The sequence below is a fragment of the Dactylosporangium sp. NPDC050688 genome (genome assembly GCF_040654515.1).
In the GTDB taxonomy this organism is placed as follows: domain Bacteria; phylum Actinomycetota; class Actinomycetes; order Mycobacteriales; family Micromonosporaceae; genus Dactylosporangium.
Genome location: NZ_JBFAIC010000061.1, coordinates 34383 through 49639 on the forward strand (window position 1 = coordinate 34383; position 15257 = coordinate 49639).

Sequence of the window (15257 nt, forward strand, 5' to 3'; positions counted from 1 at the left end):
CGGCGGTTACGGCACGACGACGGTGCCGGTCGCCGACACCGCCAGCAGCGGCGGGTCCAGCACCTGCGCCGCCGACGAACGCACCTGCGGCGTACCCCGGCACACGACGTGACACGCGAAGTCGACGGTCCTGGACCGGGTCCCGACCCGGGTGATCGTCGCGGTCACCTCCAGCACGTCACCGGCGTGGACCGGCGCGTGGAACGCGACCGTCGAGTACCCGGCGAACAGGCCCTCGTCACCGTCGGTGCGGATGCACAGCTCGGTGGCGACGTCACCGAACAGCGCCAGGCTGTACGCGCCGTCGACGAGGTTCCCCGCGTAATGCGCATGCGAGTACGGCACGTACCGCCGGTGCACCACCTGCACCCCGACCTGCGCGCCGGTCACCGGGCACCGACCGCGTGCACGAGGTACGAGGCGACCTCCCGCGGGGTGGTGCCCCGCCCGAAGATCCGGTCGACGCCGAGGTCAGCGGTCTGCAGCTCGTCGAAGCGGGGCCCGCCGACGACGAGCAGCGGCCGCCGCGCCGCCGGGAACGCCTCCCGGAACGCCGCCGACATCTCCCGCGTATTGGAAAGGTGCGCGTCGCGTTGCGTGACGACCTGACTGACCAGGACCGCGTCGGCCTTCTCCGCGCGGGCGTGCTCGACGAGCGCGGGGACCGCGACCTGCGCGCCGAGGTTCACCACCCGGCACTCCCGGTAGTACTCGAGGCCTTTCTCACCGGCGATGCCTTTCACGTTGAGGATGGCGTCGATACCGACGGTGTGCGCGTCGGTGCCGATGCACGCACCGACGACGACGAGTTTGCGGCGCAGCTTCGCCCGGATCGCCGCGTTGACCTCTTTCGCCGACAGCAGCGGGTAGTCACGTTCAGCGACGATCACCTTGCCGGGTTCGACGAGATGGTTGACCCGCCCGTACACGACGAAGAACGTGTGCTGCTCACCGATCGCCCGGGTGTGCACGACCATCGCCGGGTCGATGCCCATCTTCCCGGCCAGCTGCAACGCCGCGCCCTCACCGCGTTTGTCGGCGGTGAGCGGCAGCGTGAAACTCACCTGCACCATGCCGTCGCCGGTGGTGTCCCCGTACGGCCGCACCACGGCGCTCATGCCGGTCCCTCCTGCGCGTCGAGCAGTTCGATCGCCGGGTTCCAGTACCCGGGGCCGCGCGCGGCGACCCCGTCGAGGCCTTTGCCCCGGTCGGCGGGGCGGCGCATGATCCCGAACGTGCCCTCACCGATCGCGGTCAGCAGCCCCTGCCTGCCGATCTGCCGCAGCAATGTCACCGCCTCGTCCAGCACCGTGTGCGCCCGCTGCCGGATGAACGGCCCGGGCGTGAAGTCCTCGTGCAGGTTCCCGGCGGCGCCCAGCACGTACCGCACGTTCTGCAGCGCGATGTCCCGGTCCGACAGCCACGGCGTCACCACCGCCTCCGTCATCATCCCCACCAGCAGGATCCCCTGCCCGGTCAGGACCCCGGCGAGGTTGAAGAACCCGTCGAGGAGGTTGCCGCGGAACACGTCACCGGTCATGTGTTTCGTCGGCGGCATCCACTTCAGCGGCGCGTCCGGGAACAGTTCCCGCGCCAGCAGCGCATGCGCCAGCTCCAACCGGAACGACTCCGGCAGGTCCGGGTTGATCTCGAACGCGTGCCCCAGCCCCAGCTGCCAGTCCGCAAGCCCCGCCTCGTGCGCGAAGTACTCGTTGAGCAGCTGCGACACCGTCACCGTGTGCGCCGCGTCGACCGCGTCCGCGGTCGTGAGGTAGTTGTCCTCACCGGTGTTGATGATGATCCCGGCCCGGGCGTGGACCTGCCGGGAGAACCGCTGGTCGACGAACGTGCGGATCGGGTTGATGTCCCGGAACAGGATCCCGTACATCGAGTCGTTGAGCATCATGTCGAGCCGTTCCAGCCCGGCGAGCGTCGCGATCTCCGGCATGCACAGCCCCGACGCGTAGTTCGTCAGCCGCACGTACCGGCCGACCTCCTTCGACGTGTCGTCCAGCGCCGCCCGCATCAGCCGGAAGTTCTCCTGCGTCGCGTACGTCCCGGCGAACCCTTCCCGGGTCGCGCCCTCCGGCACGTAGTCCAGCAGCGACTGCCCGGTCGAACGGATCACCGCGATCACGTCCGCACCCGCCCGCGCCGCCGCCTGCGCCTGCGGGATGTCCTCATGGATGTCACCGGTCGCGACGATCAGGTAGATCCACGGCCGCTGCCGCGGGTCGCCGTGCCGGCGGATCAGCCGCTCCCGCTCCGCACGGCGCCGGTCGATACGCGCCAGCCCCGCTTTCACCGCCCGGGTCCCGGCCCGCCGCGCCGCCGCCGGTACCGCACCGGCCCGGGGTTCGCGGAACGTGACACTGCCCGCCGCCGCCTTCTGCGCCAGCAACGTCAAATCCTGGTGCCCGTCGCGCAGCAGCGCCTCGAACACCGGCCCGGTCACCCCGTGCTCGAGCCCGACCTGCTCCACGACCGTGTCCACGAGCCGGTTCACCCACGGGATCCCGTCCGGGTCCGCGCCGCTGATCCCGGCCAGCCGCAGCGTCGCCCGCTCCACCGACACCGTCGTGTGCGACCGTGCCAGCTCCACCACCGGCTTCCCGGCGGCGGCCGCCAGCCGCCGCGCGGTCGCGACCGTGCGCCGGTCCAGTTTCAGCTTGCTCACCGCGGCTCCTGCCTGACATGGATCGGCCGGCCCCGCAGCACCGTCACCCGCGCCCGCGGGTTGTCCTCCGTGTGCAGCACCTCGCTGATGTCCTCCGTCGTGTCCCACACCGTGAACGTCGCCGACCAGCCCGGGTTCAGCACCCCCTCGTCGTCGACGCCGACGGCCCGCCACCCGCCGCGGGTGTGCGCCGCGAACGCCGCCTTCGCCCCGATACGCTGCACCGGGTTGTGGTGCCGCATCGCCGCCCGGCACGACCCCCACGGGTCCAGGTCCGTCACCGGCGAGTCCGACCCGAACGCCAGCAGCACCCCCACCCCCGCCAGGGCCCCGATCGGGTTCGACGCCAGCGACCGGGCCTTGCCGAGCCGCTGCGCGTACATGCCGTGCTCACCGCCCCACAACCGGTCGAACGCCGGCTGCACACTGGCCACGATCCCGTGGTCGACCAGCCCCGCGATCAACGCCTTGTCCAGCAGCTCCACGTGCTCGATGCGGTGCCGCCCGGCCCGGATCCGCTCCAGCCCGACCCGTTTCGCGGCGCCCGCGAACCCGTCCAGGACCGTCGCGATCGCCTGGTCGCCGATGGCGTGGAACCCGCCCTGCACCCCGTGCTTCGCGCAGTCCACCAGGTGCTCCGTGACCTGCGCCGCGCTCAGGTACCCGTGCCCGTGCTCCCCGCCGCCCTCACTGCCGGCCGCACCGGCGGCCCCGTCCAGGTAGGCGCTGCGCAGGTGCGCGGTGCGGGCGCCGAGCGCACCGTCGGCGTACAGGTCCCCGGCCGCGCCGACCGCACCGAGCTCCCTGGCTTTCGCGGCCGCGTTCGGCTCGCCCCACAGCCCGAACACCTGCGGGTACCCGTCGCCGTGCGACAACGCCGCGACGAAGTCCGCCTCGCCGGACGTGCCGGGCCCGCCGCACTCGTGCACCGACGCGATCCCCAGCGACGCGGCGTGGGCGAGCGCGGCCCGTTGCGCGTCGAGGACCTGCGCGTGCGTCACCGACCCGAACGCGACCTCCCGCACCAGGTGATGCGCGTCGCGGCGCAGCCACCCGGACGCGTCGTACCCGGCCGCCGCCCGCACCTGCCCGGTGAGCAGCCCGCTGGACACCAGCGCCGCGTGCACGCACGCCCGGGACAGGTACACGCCGCGGCCGCCGCCGGCCCGGTCGAGCTCCGCCGCGGTCGGGGTCCGCTGGTCGGCCCACCCGGACTCGTCCCAGCCGTGCCCGATGACGATCGCGTCCGCCGGCAGCGTCGCGGCGTGCGCGGCGACCGCGTCCAGGACCGCCGCCCGGGAGCGGGTGCCGGCGAGGTTCAGCCCGCGCAGCGTGAACCCGGTCGCCGTGGTGTGCACGTGCGCGTCGACGAACGCCGGGGTGACCAGGGCCCCGTCGAGGTCCACGACCCGGTCGACGCGGCCGCCGGCGACGCTCGGCGCGTCGGCGGTCGGGCCGAGCCAGGCGATCGTGTCACCGTCGACGAGCATCGCGGTCGCGGACGGGTCGGCCGGGGTGTGGACGCGGCCGTCACGGAAGAGGGTTCGCATGCGGCTCAGTCTGCCAACCCGGGCGGCGCTTCGGCCCCCAGCCGCGCCTCAAAGAGGGCCCTGACACCACTACTGACACCACTACTGGCGCCGCTGTCGCCGCTGTCGCCGCGCAGCAGCCGCAGCGCGTAGTCGGCGTGGCCGGGCACGTACCCGTTGCCGATGAGCATGGTCACGTCGGCGGCGAGCCCTTCGGCGCCGAGCGCGGCGGCGGGGAACGACGTGGCCATGGAGAAGAAGATCACAGTGCCGCCGGGGGCGGTGGCCAGGATCGCGGCGTGTTCGCAGCCGGGGACGTCGACGCAGACGACGGTGACGTCCGCGGCCCCGGCGCCCGCACCGCCGCCGGCCGCGCCGTCGAGGGCGGCGGCAAGCCCGACGGCGTCGCGGGCATCGGCGATGAGCACGGTGTCGGCGAGGCCGGCGGCGGTGAGCCGGGCCCGTTCGGCGTCGTCGCGGACCACGCCGACGGTACGGACCGCCAGGTGGCCGCCCGCGTCCCCACTGCCGCCGCGGCCGGTCGCTTCCCGGGCGGCGTCGCGGGCCGCGGCCAGGGCCAGGGAGCCGCTCTTGCCGGCCGCGCCGAGCACCGCCACCGTCAGCGGCCTGCCCGACTCCGCCACCGTGCCGTCCGTCTGGGTGCGGGTGTGCAGGGACTGGCGCACGACCCGGGCGACCAGCGCCGGCGCCCCGCACACGTCCAGCACCGCGAGCGCCAGCTGCGGGTCCAGGTCGCCGGGCAGCACCGCGGCGATCGACCGGGCGAACAGGATCGCGTGCCCGTCGCACGGCACCTGCTCCGACAGCCCGTCCCAGTCGCGCAGCCCGTCGGCGATGTGCAGCGGCGTCAGCGTCAACGACACCAGCGTCGCCACCTGGTCCCCGACCCGCAGCCCCAGCGGCGAGTCCGGGCCGACGGCCTCGACGGTGCCGATGAGCATCCCGCCGGAGCCGGTGACCGGGTTGTGCATCTTGCCGCGGCTGCCGACGATGTCCAGCACCGCGGCGCGGATCTTCCCGCCGTCGCCGGCATGCTCGGTGCGCAACTGATGGAACGACGCGGCGTCCAGGTTGAGCCGCCGCACCCGGATGCGGACCTCGTCGGCGCCGATGACCGGGTCAGGGTCCAGCCGGTCCGCGGCCTGGGGCAGCACCCCGGCCGGCGCCAGCACCCGATGCAACCCGATCGGCGAAGTCATTTCCCGCACTGCCACAAGTTAGCCGAAGATTTTCCGGCACACCAGCGAACAGGCGGGAAAAACTACCGTACCGGGGTGGTCGACAGCGTCAACACATGCTCCACCAGGCCGATCAGCACCGCCTTGCTCGACTCCCGGTCCCGCGCATCACACAACAGCAACGGCACATGCCCGTCCAGATCCAGAGCCTCCCGCACCTCCGCCTCCGTGTACGCCGACGCATCCTCGAAACAGTTCACCGCCACCACGAACGGCGTGCCCCGCCGCTCGAAGTAGTCGATCGACGGGAAGCAGTCCGCCAACCGGCGCGTATCGGCCAGCACCACCGCCCCCAACGCACCCAGCGCCAGCTCGTCCCACAGGAACCAGAACCGGTCCTGCCCCGGCGTACCGAACAGGTACAGCACCACGTCCTGCCCGATCGTGATCCGCCCGAAGTCCATCGCCACCGTCGTGGTCGACTTGCGCTCCACCCCGGTCAGATCGTCCGTGCCGATCCCCGCCGCCGTCAACGACTCCTCCGTCTGCAACGGCCGGATCTCACTCAGTTGAACGCCTCACCCACCTGACCGATCTCGTCCGAGCCCAGCCGCAACGGCGGCACCTCCGCCGACACGTCCACCTGCACACCCCGGCGCAGCCGCGCCACCACCGACGGCAGCCGCTCGTCCGCCAGCTCCAGCGCCGCCACCCGCAGCCCGTCCAGCCGCCGGGCCAGGGACCGACCGATCCGCACCGACAGCACCAGCGTCAGCACCACCGCCAGCAGACCCAGCGCACCCGCCACCCCCAGCCGCAGGAAGATCGCGTCCGACGCGTCCTGCGCCGCCTGTACGTTGTGCCGCTGCACCTGCGCCCGGAAGTTCTTCAGCTCCACGTTCACCGGGTCGAACGCCGACCGCCACGCCCGCAGGTCGATCCCCGCCGCCTCCGCCGGCCCCGGCGCCGTGCCCAGCAGCTGGTTCTCCAGCTGCGTCAGCTTCAGCATCGCCCCACCACCGGACAACGCACCGAACTGCGCCTGCGTCCGCGCCGGCAGCAGCGTCACCCCGTACGGCAGGATCAGCCGCTGCTGCCCGACCAGCGCCACCAGCTCCGTGTGCGCCTGCGGCGTGAACACGTTGCTCACCGCCGCCTCGGTGACCAGCGCGTCCTCCTGCGAGAACAGGTCCCGCGACAGGCCGAGCACGAACACGCCCGTCGCCTCCTCGGTCACCTCGGAGTCCTGGTGGTTCGTCACCGACTCCGCGATGCCGTACGTGCCGGTGATGATCGCCGAGTACGCCTGCCGCACCGCACTGGACTGCCCGCCACCGTCGGCGAGCTGCCGCAGCTGCGGCAACCCGTCCAACGCCCGCACCGACGACGCGATCGCCTGCTTCGACTCCTCGCTCGCCACATCCTGCAGGTCCCCGTCCGCGGCCAGCTGCCGGAACGCCGCCACCGCCACGTCGGTCCTCGCGCGCTGCTCCCGCACCGCCGCCGCGTCCTTGCGGCCACCGGCCACGTACACGGTCGTCAGCTGCCGCTCGACCTGCAGCTGCTCGACCATCGCCTCCGCCGGCTCGGTCACCTTGTCCGCGACCAGCTTCGAGTTGCGCAGGTCCAGGGCCGGCTGAAGGGTGAAGCTCACCGCGAACAACCAGATCGCCGCGAGCATGACGATCGGGATCGCCAGCATCGCATTGATCTTCGCGCGGATCGACCAACGGTGGTTCATGAGACCTCGGGCATCGCTCGGGTTGCGGTTCGGTTGCGGACCGCCACCGTAAGCGTGACCGGCGGTGACCCACCGTCATGTCACAGGCTCCGCTTTTCCGCCCAGCCGGATGACAGACAGAAGGATCTCCCGCCACGACTCGATACTCCGAAGAATCTTCGCTAGTGTGACGGTTCTAGCGGAGAATTTCTGGAGGTGTGTCGTGCAGCCGTACGCGTATCAACGCCACGAGCTCGTCGAGCCGGACTGGCGGCGCCTCCCCGGCTGGCGCGACGTCACCCGCGACGAATGGGAATCCGCCCAATGGCAACGGGCCCACTGCGTCAAGAACATCAACCAGCTGCGCACCGTCTACGGCGACCTCATCTCCGCCGACTTCTACGACGACCTCGCCCTCGACCAGGCCAACCAGGCCACCATGTCGATGCTCGTCCCACCCCAAATGATCAACACGATGGTCCCCACCGGCGAGATCACCGACAAAACCCTCCTCGCCGACCCCATCCGCCGCTACATGCTGCCCGTCGCCTCCGACCGGCTCACCGACTTCCCCTCCCACCCTCACGCCAGCCGCGACTCACTCCACGAACACGACATGTGGGTCGCCGAAGGCCTCACCCACCGCTACCCCACCAAGGTCCTCGCCGAACTGCTGTCCACCTGCCCCCAGTACTGCGGCCACTGCACCCGCATGGACCTCGTCGGCAACAGCACTCCCGCCGTCGCCAAACTCAAGCTCTCCCTCAAGCCCGTCGACCGCTACGACGCCATGATCAACTACCTCAAGGGGCAACCCGGCGTCCGCGACGTCGTCGTCTCCGGCGGGGACGTCGCCAACGTCCCCTGGCCCCAGCTCGAGACCTTCCTCATGCGACTGCTCGCCATCGACACCATCCGCGACATCCGCCTCGCCACCAAGGCCCTCGCCGGCCTGCCCCAGCACTGGCTGCAGCCCACCGTCGTCGAAGGCCTCGAACGCGTCGCCCGCACCGCCGCCCGCCGCGGCGTCAACCTCGCCATCCACACCCACGTCAACCACGCCCAGTCCCTCACCCCGCTCGTCGCCAAGGCCGCCCACACCGCCCTCGAGGTCGGCGTCCGCGACGTACGCAACCAGGGCGTCCTCATGCGCGGCGTCAACGCCACCGCCGCCGACCTGCTCGACCTGTGCTTCGCACTGCAGGGCGAGGCCGGCATCCTGCCGTACTACTTCTACATGTGCGACATGATCCCCAACGCCGAGCACTGGCGCGTCGCCGTCTGGCAGGCCCAGCAGCTCCAGCACGACATCATGGGCTACCTGCCCGGCTACGCCACCCCGCGCATCGTCTGCGACGTGCCCTTCGTCGGCAAGCGCTGGGTCCACATGGTCACCGAGTACGACCGGGAACGCGGCATCACCTACTGGACGAAGAACTACCGCACCTCCATCGAGGACTCGTCCATGGACCTCGACCGCACCTACCCGTACTACGACCCCATCGACACCCTGCCCGCCTCCGGCATCGCCAAGTGGCGAGCCGAGACGCAACTCCCCCTGGTCGCCTACTCTGGGTGAGTGCGCCGTAACCTTCTGCGCCTCCTCGGGCTGGGTCTCGCCGCGGTCGCCCTCATCCTCTACATCAACTCCATCGGCGACGACGGAGGCGACACCAGCGGCGGCCAGACCGGCGGCGGGACCGACCCCGACCCAGCCGCACGGCTGCAGTGCGCCAAGAACAGCCGCATCGCCGCCGCCCGCGCGACCGCCGCACCCACCACCCGCGAAACCCGCACCCCGGAGCAACTGGCGACCGCCTGGGCCCAGGCCCACTCCAGCACCCTGCTCGCCGGCCTGCACCGCGTGTACGAGCGGCCCGACCGCATCGACCTCGCCTTCGACGCCGAGGCCCACACCGTCGCCGTGCTGACGTTCCGCTCCTACGAGCTACTCGGCTGGCACCTCGACGCGGTCGTCGCCTGCCAGCAGCCCTTGGCCGACCAGCCCTCCACACCGGCCACCTCGCCCAGCGGTCCCTGAGCAAGCAAAAACGGAAATCTGCCGCGCAGCGGCCGCTTTTTGTTCTGACGTGGCGGTAGCCACGTCATCTAACGCATCCTAGGACGCTAGGATAAGAGGTGGGAGCTGGACCTGGTGCCAGGCGAGATCGCCGCCGGCCCCGTCGCAGGCCGTCCAGGAACGCCAGGACGGCCTCAACATGACCCGGGTCGCCTTCAGGGGCACACCAGGTCGGCGAGCCGGTCGTCCGCACCGCCGCGGCCCCTGGCGCTCACGGATCCCCGCGAGTAGACCCACCGCGTTGAACGGTTCGACCCCGTGGGAGGAGCACGACGCAGTATCGCAACGGTGCAATACGGGCCGCCAGCAGCTCGGCCAGCTCGACCAGAGCACGCCGGGTCAGCGCGACGGCCTGCCGGACGAGCAGCCGGGCGTGCTCCCGCGTGCAGAACCACTCACGGCAGCCGACCTCCATGAGCCGCACGACCAGCTGCGGGCGTCCAAGGCGGTGACCCCTATGCCGGTGCGCACAGTGCGTGAGGCTTCCTAGGATACTAGGTGGACACTTCAGGACACCGACAGGGAGTGGACCGCGCCGGCGCGGGTGCCGAAGTACATGGCGCCCTTCCAGACTGCGGGGGTCGACTCGATACAGCCGCCGATCTTCATCTCCCAGAGGAGCTTCGGCTGGGCGTTGGTGTCCTTGACGTCGTACGCGTGCATGACTCCGGAGCAGTCGCCGATGAAGAGCGTGTCGTCCACGACGACCGGGGACTGCCAGGTCTCGTTGCCCGGCACGTGGAACTTCCAGCGGACCGCGCCCGTCTGGCGGTCCAGGCCCAGCACGTCGCCGCCGGTGGTGTCGAAGATCGCGATGTCCTTGAACAGCGCCGGGGTGCCCCAGATGCCGGCCGGCTTGGTGCCCTGGTCCTTGACCGACCACACGACCGGGTTGTCCGGCTTGGACGGGTCCAGCTTCAGCATCTGCCCGACCTGCTTGGCGCGGGCGTTGCCCTTCTCGTACTCGGAGCCGACGTACAGGAAGCCGGCCTCGTCGATGACGATCGAGGCGTCGGTGTCGTCGCCGGTCCAGAAGCGGAACACCCGGGTGGGGGTCTTGCCCTCCTTCAGCCCGCTGATGTCCCAGCCCTGCACGAGCCCGCCGGAGTTGGCGAAGTACACGACGTTCTTGTAGATCGACACGGAGTTCTCGATGGAGACGTTGGTGTCGCCGAAGTCCTTGAGCAGCTGCTCGTCCCAGCCGGGGGTGTTGAACACCAGCTTCGGGTTCACCGTGACCTTGCCGTTGGCGTCGTAGCCGCGGTTGAGCTTCACGATGTGGAACTGGCTGTTCTCGCCGCCCTCGAACAGGTAGTCGTCGATGATGAGGCCGGAGCCGTCCCAGTCGTCGTTCCACATCGTCGGCTTCACCGCGCTCGCCGACAGTTTCCACAGCTCGGTGGGCTTGTCGCGGTCCAGGGCGATGACCCGGTAGTAGTTGTCGCGGGAGCCGGAGTACAGCAGCGGGTAGCCGTCCGGGTCCATCGTCACGGTGCCCTTGATGATGTCGCCGGTCGGGAAGTCCGGCAGGATGCGTTCGCCGGTGGCGGCGTCCAGGAAGTGGATGGCACCGTCGTACGCGCCGAACACGACCCAGGTCCGGCCGTCCTTTTCGAAGACCGCGGGCTGGCCGGTCCAGCCGTTGCCGCACCACTGCGTCGTCTTGCCCTTGTCCTCCGACATCCGGCACATGCCGCCGGTCTTCGGGAACTGCCACTTGTGCACCGGCATCGTGCGCGGCACCGGGCCCTGCCCGTAGTAGGTGCGGGTCGGGTTGCCGCGGAACGTCAGCAGGCCCTGCACCTTCGTCCCGTACGGCTTGCCGACCAGCTCCGGGTCCGACCAGCCGGTGAACGCCGGCTTCGCCGGTGACGGCGAGGTCGAGGCGGCCTGCGCGCCGGTGGAGGGCGTGTCCGGCGTCTGCGACGCGGCGTCGCGCAACGCGTAGGCGGTCGTGGCGATGCCGCCCAGGACGAGCACAAGAGCGCCGGCGAGCATGAGACGGAGGGTCCCCGTACGTGACATGGCGACATTATGTCGATCCCTTGCCACTGGGCGGCTCCCCCGAACGGCGCTACGAGCTCCGTGCTCCCCGCCTCACCCGGGCTTCTCGAAGTGCTGGTAGTCCACTCCGGTGCGCCATGCGCCGCCCCACGCGAAGCCTTCGGCCTTGAACGCGGTGACGACCGCGTCGCCGGCCACGATCATTCCGGTCCTGACGTTGCGCCGGTCGAGGTAGTCCTTGCCGGCCGGCGGCATGATCAGTTTAGCCTGCAGGTAGGGGTTCTCGACGGTGTTGATGTCGATCGCCCGGCCGTAGGCGTGGTTCGACCAGTGCTTGGTGTTGGGCACGTCGCGGCAGTTGAAGCCCGACGTGTTGTCCGCCGCCATCGAGGCGTCGTCGCTGCCGTCGTACGCCTCGATGGTGCGCATGCTGCGGATCGGGAAGCGGGCCGCGTACAGCTTCGCGAAGACCCGCACGACCGCGTCGGCGATCGCCCGGTGCACGACGAGCTCGCCGACCTGCGGGGCGCCGGTGAAGTCGACGTAGGACAGGCGCAGCAGGCGCAGGTCGTCGAGGCCGACGGGGCAGCCCGGCCGCCACGACACGCCGGTCATCCGCTGCCGGACCTCGGGCGTCAGCACCTCCACCGTGCCGACGAACGCGGCGGTTGCCGACGGTGACGGCGACGGTGGCGCCGCCGGGGAGGTCGCCGACACGGTGGGTGACGGGGGTGCGCCGCTCGCCGGGGTGCCGCCGGTGCCGCCGCCGCAGCCCGCGAGCAGCAGCGGGACCAGCGCGAGCACCGGGATCAGGCGGATCGGCAGGCGGATCGGCATGGGATCGATACTATGTGTCGTGCCGGTTGACCAGCGCAGACGACGCGCCCTGCGGGCCATGCTCGCGACCGTTGCCGTGCTGGCGGTGCTGGCCGCCTGTGGCGGGAAGCCTGCTGGCTCGGCCCGGCCGGTCGCCTCCCCCACCGCCGGACCGTCCAGCGAGGCGCCGCCGCCGGTCGATGCGTCACCGTCGGTGTCGGCCTCGACCTCGCCGTCCCGGCCGCTGTCGCCGTCGCCGTCGCCGTCGGTGTCGGTGTCGGTGTCGGTGTCGGTGTCGGTGTCGGTGTCGGTGTCGGTGTCGAAGAAGGCGGCCGCGGCCGGCACGACGGCCGCGGCGAACGACGCGTCCCGGTTGCGGACCCTGCCGGGCACCACCACCCAGGTGGTGATCGTGCAGGCGGCGAGCGTGTCGGCGACCACGGCGAGCCTGCAGGCGTATGCGAAGACGGGCGGGGTCTGGCGGCCGGTGCTGTCGGCGATGACGGCCCGCATCGGCGGCAACGGCTTCAGCGGCGACAAGCACGAGGGCGACAAGACGACCCCGACGGGGGTGTACGCGTTCGACGCCACCATGTACGGCATCGCCGCCGACCCGGGGGTCCGCTACACCTACCACCGGATCGTGCAGGACGACTGGTGGGACGAGAACAGCTCCTCGCCGGGCTACAACACGTTCCACCACGGGGCAGACCCGGGCGGGCCGAGCGAGCCGCTGTGGCAGATCAGCCCGCAGTACACGTACTTCGCGGTCATCCGGTACAACATGCCGGCGACGCCGGGGCGCGGCTCCGGGATCTTCCTGCACCAGTCCAACGGCAACCCGACGCTCGGGTGCGTGAGCCTGGCCCAGCCGGACCTGGTGGCGTTGCTGCGCTGGCTGGATCCGGCGGCGAACCCGCGCATCGTGCTGTCGCCGACCGCGCAGCTGTCGCGGTACTGACGCCGCCGGCCGCACGGGCGCGCCGTCACACGGTGTGGACGGTGCCGCAGTCGGGGCAGGCGAAGACGTGCAGGTCGCCGTCGAGACGCAGGCCGGTCGGGCGCCGGTGGCTGTCGCCGTGCGGCGCGGACCAGTCCAGGTCCTGCTCCTCGAGCGGGATCCAGTGGTACGTCTCACTGTCGTACTCCTGCTCGGCGATGAGCAGCAGCAGGTCGGTCGGGTTGCCGCAGTGCGGGCAGGGGGTCTGGCCGGGGCGGCGCGGGTAGCCGCCGACCTTCCAGCCGGGTGCGACGAACCCGGCGGCCACGCCGGGCGGCATGCGGTCGCGCACGGGGGCGGGCAGGGCGTCGGCGCCGGGGCGGTCGGTGATCTGCTCCGGGTGCAGCACGCACGGCACCGGGATCCACTCGGCCCGCTCGACGTCGCCCTGCGGCGGGTCGGTGAGCAGGTCCCCGGGCAGGTCCGCGGAGCGGCGGCGGCGCACCTGCACGGCTGGGCCGCGGCTGGGCCGGAGGTGTTCGACCGGGCACCACAGCACCTGCAGCAGGTCGAAGCCCTCGGCGCCGGCGCGGCCGCCGGGGATGCTGCGGGGCAGGTCGGGCACGTCGGAGGCCCACAGCTGGGCGACCGGCACGAGCGGGTTGGGCCGGGCGTGGCGGTGCCCGTCGCGCAGCTGCTGGGTGCACACCGGCCAGGGCTCGCCGGCGGGCCAGGCGAGGGGGCCGCCGGCGTGGCTGTCGCCGACGCCCGGCGTCCCGCGTCGCGGGTGCAGGCGGGTGGCGGTCCTGCCGAGGCCGGCCAGCTCCGGGTACTCGGCGAGGATCTCCGGCGCGAGCGGCGGAGTGATCATGAAGTCGAGGATAGCCGTGGCGAAAGTGGCAAAGCGGGAACATCGCGTAGCTTGCTCGTTCTGCGCAACCGCTTGGCAACCGAGCCACGAGATGATCATGGTGGCGGAGGCCGTTGCTGGCGCGTTGCGCAATTGTTACCGGCAACAACAATTTCGAAATCGTGGCGGCCTTGTGCCCACCGGCCACGGGGGAATACGTTGCCGGACACAACAATCACCGTCGTCCCCATGCCCCACCCCCGACGGTGGACTTCCGCCCGAACACCCCTAGCGCCCGGTCGAGGCGCATATCCGAAAGGACCCGTGCAACATGCGCAAAGGGATCCTCTCCCTGTTGGCGGTAGGCGTCCTCGCCACCGGCGGGCTCACCGCCTGCGGCGACGACAAGGCTGCCGAGCCCGGCACCGGCGGCAACGCCAAGAAGGCAAAGATCGGCGTCATCCTGCCCGACAGCAAGTCCTCGGCCCGCTGGGAGACCGCGGACCGCAAATACCTCGAGCAGGCGTTCAAGACCGCCGGCGTCGACTACGACATCCAGAACGCGCAGAACGACAAGGCCGCGTTCCAGACCATCGCCGAGCAGATGATCACGGGCGGCGTCAACGTCCTCATGATCGTCAACCTGGACTCCGGCACCGGCAAGGCCGTGCTGGACAAGGCGAAGGCCGCCGGCGTCGCCACCATCGACTACGACCGGCTCACGCTGGGCGGCTCCGCGGCGTACTACGTCAGCTTCGACAACGTCGCGGTCGGCAAGCTGCAGGGTGAGGGCCTGGTCAAGTGCCTCACCGACGCGAAGGCGACCAAGCCGATCATCGCCGAGCTCAACGGCTCCCAGACCGACAACAACGCCACGCTGTTCAAGCAGGGCTACGACGGCGTGCTCAAGGCCAAGTACGACAGCAACGAGTACGTCAAGGGCCCGGACCAGTGGGTTCCCGATTGGGACAACACCACCGCCGGCACCGTGTTCGAGCAGATGCTGACCTCGACGCCGAACATCGCGGGCGTCCTGGCCGCCAACGACGGCCTCGGCAACGCCGCGATCAACATCCTCAAGAAGCAGAAGCTCAACGGCAAGGTCCCGGTCACCGGCCAGGACGCGACCGTGCAGGGCCTGCAGAACATCCTCAACGGCGACCAGTGCATGACCGTCTACAAGGCCGTCAAGCAGGAGGCCGACGCGGCCGCCAAGCTCGCCATCGGCCTGGCCAAGGGCGAGAAGGGCGCCACCTCGCAGAAGGTGACCGACCCGGAGGGCAAGCGTGAGGTCGACGCCGTCCTGCTGACCCCGAAGGCGATCACGAAGGACAACGTGAAGGACGTCGTCGACGACGGCTACGTCACGGTCGCCGAACTGTGCACCGGCGACTTCGCCGCCAAGTGCGCCGCGGCGGGCATCAAGTAACCACCGGTTCGCA

General features: G+C 71.0%; 13 protein-coding genes and 1 pseudogene. 4 read left to right on the plus strand and 10 right to left on the minus strand.

Translation table 11 applies throughout. The annotated features are described in order from the left end of the window. Positions 1–6 precede the first annotated feature (6 nt). The 7 genes and pseudogenes from AB0H83_RS39670 to AB0H83_RS39700 form a co-directional block, all read right to left on the minus strand. The gene (locus AB0H83_RS39670) at positions 7–390 is read right to left on the minus strand and encodes a hotdog domain-containing protein (protein WP_360104752.1); all 384 of its coding nucleotides are present in this window, start codon (positions 388–390) and stop codon (positions 7–9) included. Continuing rightward, positions 387–1118: an OAM dimerization domain-containing protein gene (locus AB0H83_RS39675; RefSeq protein ID WP_360104755.1), complete on the minus strand. Its 732-nt coding sequence runs from the start codon at positions 1116–1118 to the stop codon at positions 387–389. Before AB0H83_RS39675 ends, AB0H83_RS39670 begins: the two co-directional genes overlap by 4 nt. Continuing rightward, positions 1115–2677, minus strand: a complete 1563-nt coding sequence (locus AB0H83_RS39680) for a lysine 5,6-aminomutase subunit alpha (RefSeq protein WP_360104758.1) — start codon at positions 2675–2677, stop codon at positions 1115–1117. The genes AB0H83_RS39675 and AB0H83_RS39680 overlap by 4 nt, the downstream gene beginning before the upstream one ends. Further along, a complete protein-coding gene (locus AB0H83_RS39685; RefSeq protein ID WP_360104838.1) occupies positions 2674–4236 on the minus strand; it encodes an amidohydrolase family protein in 1563 nt (520 codons plus the stop codon). The genes AB0H83_RS39680 and AB0H83_RS39685 overlap by 4 nt, the downstream gene beginning before the upstream one ends. Then, complete coding sequence (locus AB0H83_RS39690; RefSeq protein ID WP_360104761.1) at positions 4233–5426, minus strand: zinc-binding alcohol dehydrogenase; 1194 nt, start codon at positions 5424–5426, stop codon at positions 4233–4235. The genes AB0H83_RS39685 and AB0H83_RS39690 overlap by 4 nt, the downstream gene beginning before the upstream one ends. 62 nt (positions 5427–5488) lie before the next feature. Beyond that, positions 5489–5974: pseudogene (locus AB0H83_RS39695) on the minus strand (ATP/GTP-binding protein); the annotation flags it as partial. Then, positions 5971–7146, minus strand: coding sequence for a nitrate- and nitrite sensing domain-containing protein (locus tag AB0H83_RS39700; RefSeq protein ID WP_360104764.1), 1176 nt, complete (start codon positions 7144–7146; stop codon positions 5971–5973). The pseudogene AB0H83_RS39695 and the gene AB0H83_RS39700, both read right to left, overlap by 4 nt. 154 nt (positions 7147–7300) lie before the next feature. Here AB0H83_RS39700 and AB0H83_RS39705 point away from each other — a divergent pair, with 154 nt between their 5' ends. Together AB0H83_RS39705 and AB0H83_RS39710 are read left to right on the plus strand one after the other, a co-directional pair. Continuing rightward, positions 7301–8704: a lysine 2,3-aminomutase gene (locus tag AB0H83_RS39705; protein WP_360104841.1), complete on the plus strand. Its 1404-nt coding sequence runs from the start codon at positions 7301–7303 to the stop codon at positions 8702–8704. Then, positions 8705–9166 (plus strand): hypothetical protein, encoded by a 462-nt coding sequence (locus tag AB0H83_RS39710; RefSeq protein ID WP_360104766.1) that lies wholly within the window; start codon positions 8705–8707, stop codon positions 9164–9166. A 546-nt stretch (positions 9167–9712) separates the two neighbouring features. Here AB0H83_RS39710 and AB0H83_RS39715 read toward each other — a convergent pair. Together AB0H83_RS39715 and AB0H83_RS39720 are read right to left on the minus strand one after the other, a co-directional pair. Continuing rightward, a complete protein-coding gene (locus AB0H83_RS39715) occupies positions 9713–11230 on the minus strand; it encodes a PQQ-binding-like beta-propeller repeat protein (RefSeq protein ID WP_360104769.1) in 1518 nt (505 codons plus the stop codon). 72 nt (positions 11231–11302) lie between these two features. Beyond that, entirely contained in the window at positions 11303–12466 is a 1164-nt protein-coding gene (locus tag AB0H83_RS39720; RefSeq protein ID WP_360104772.1) for a M15 family metallopeptidase, read from the minus strand. Between AB0H83_RS39720 and AB0H83_RS39725 the strand changes: the two genes are divergently transcribed. Then, complete coding sequence (locus AB0H83_RS39725) at positions 12429–12986, plus strand: L,D-transpeptidase family protein (RefSeq protein ID WP_360104775.1); 558 nt, start codon at positions 12429–12431, stop codon at positions 12984–12986. The two genes, AB0H83_RS39720 and AB0H83_RS39725, sit on opposite strands and share 38 nt — an antisense overlap. A gap of 25 nt (positions 12987–13011) precedes the next feature. Here AB0H83_RS39725 and AB0H83_RS39730 read toward each other — a convergent pair whose 3' ends face one another. Further along, the gene (locus tag AB0H83_RS39730) at positions 13012–13836 is read right to left on the minus strand and encodes a hypothetical protein (RefSeq protein ID WP_360104778.1); all 825 of its coding nucleotides are present in this window, start codon (positions 13834–13836) and stop codon (positions 13012–13014) included. Between the two features lie 310 nt (positions 13837–14146). Between AB0H83_RS39730 and AB0H83_RS39735 the strand changes: the two genes are divergently transcribed. Continuing rightward, positions 14147–15244, plus strand: a complete 1098-nt coding sequence (locus tag AB0H83_RS39735; RefSeq protein ID WP_360104781.1) for a substrate-binding domain-containing protein — start codon at positions 14147–14149, stop codon at positions 15242–15244. Positions 15245–15257 lie beyond the last annotated feature (13 nt).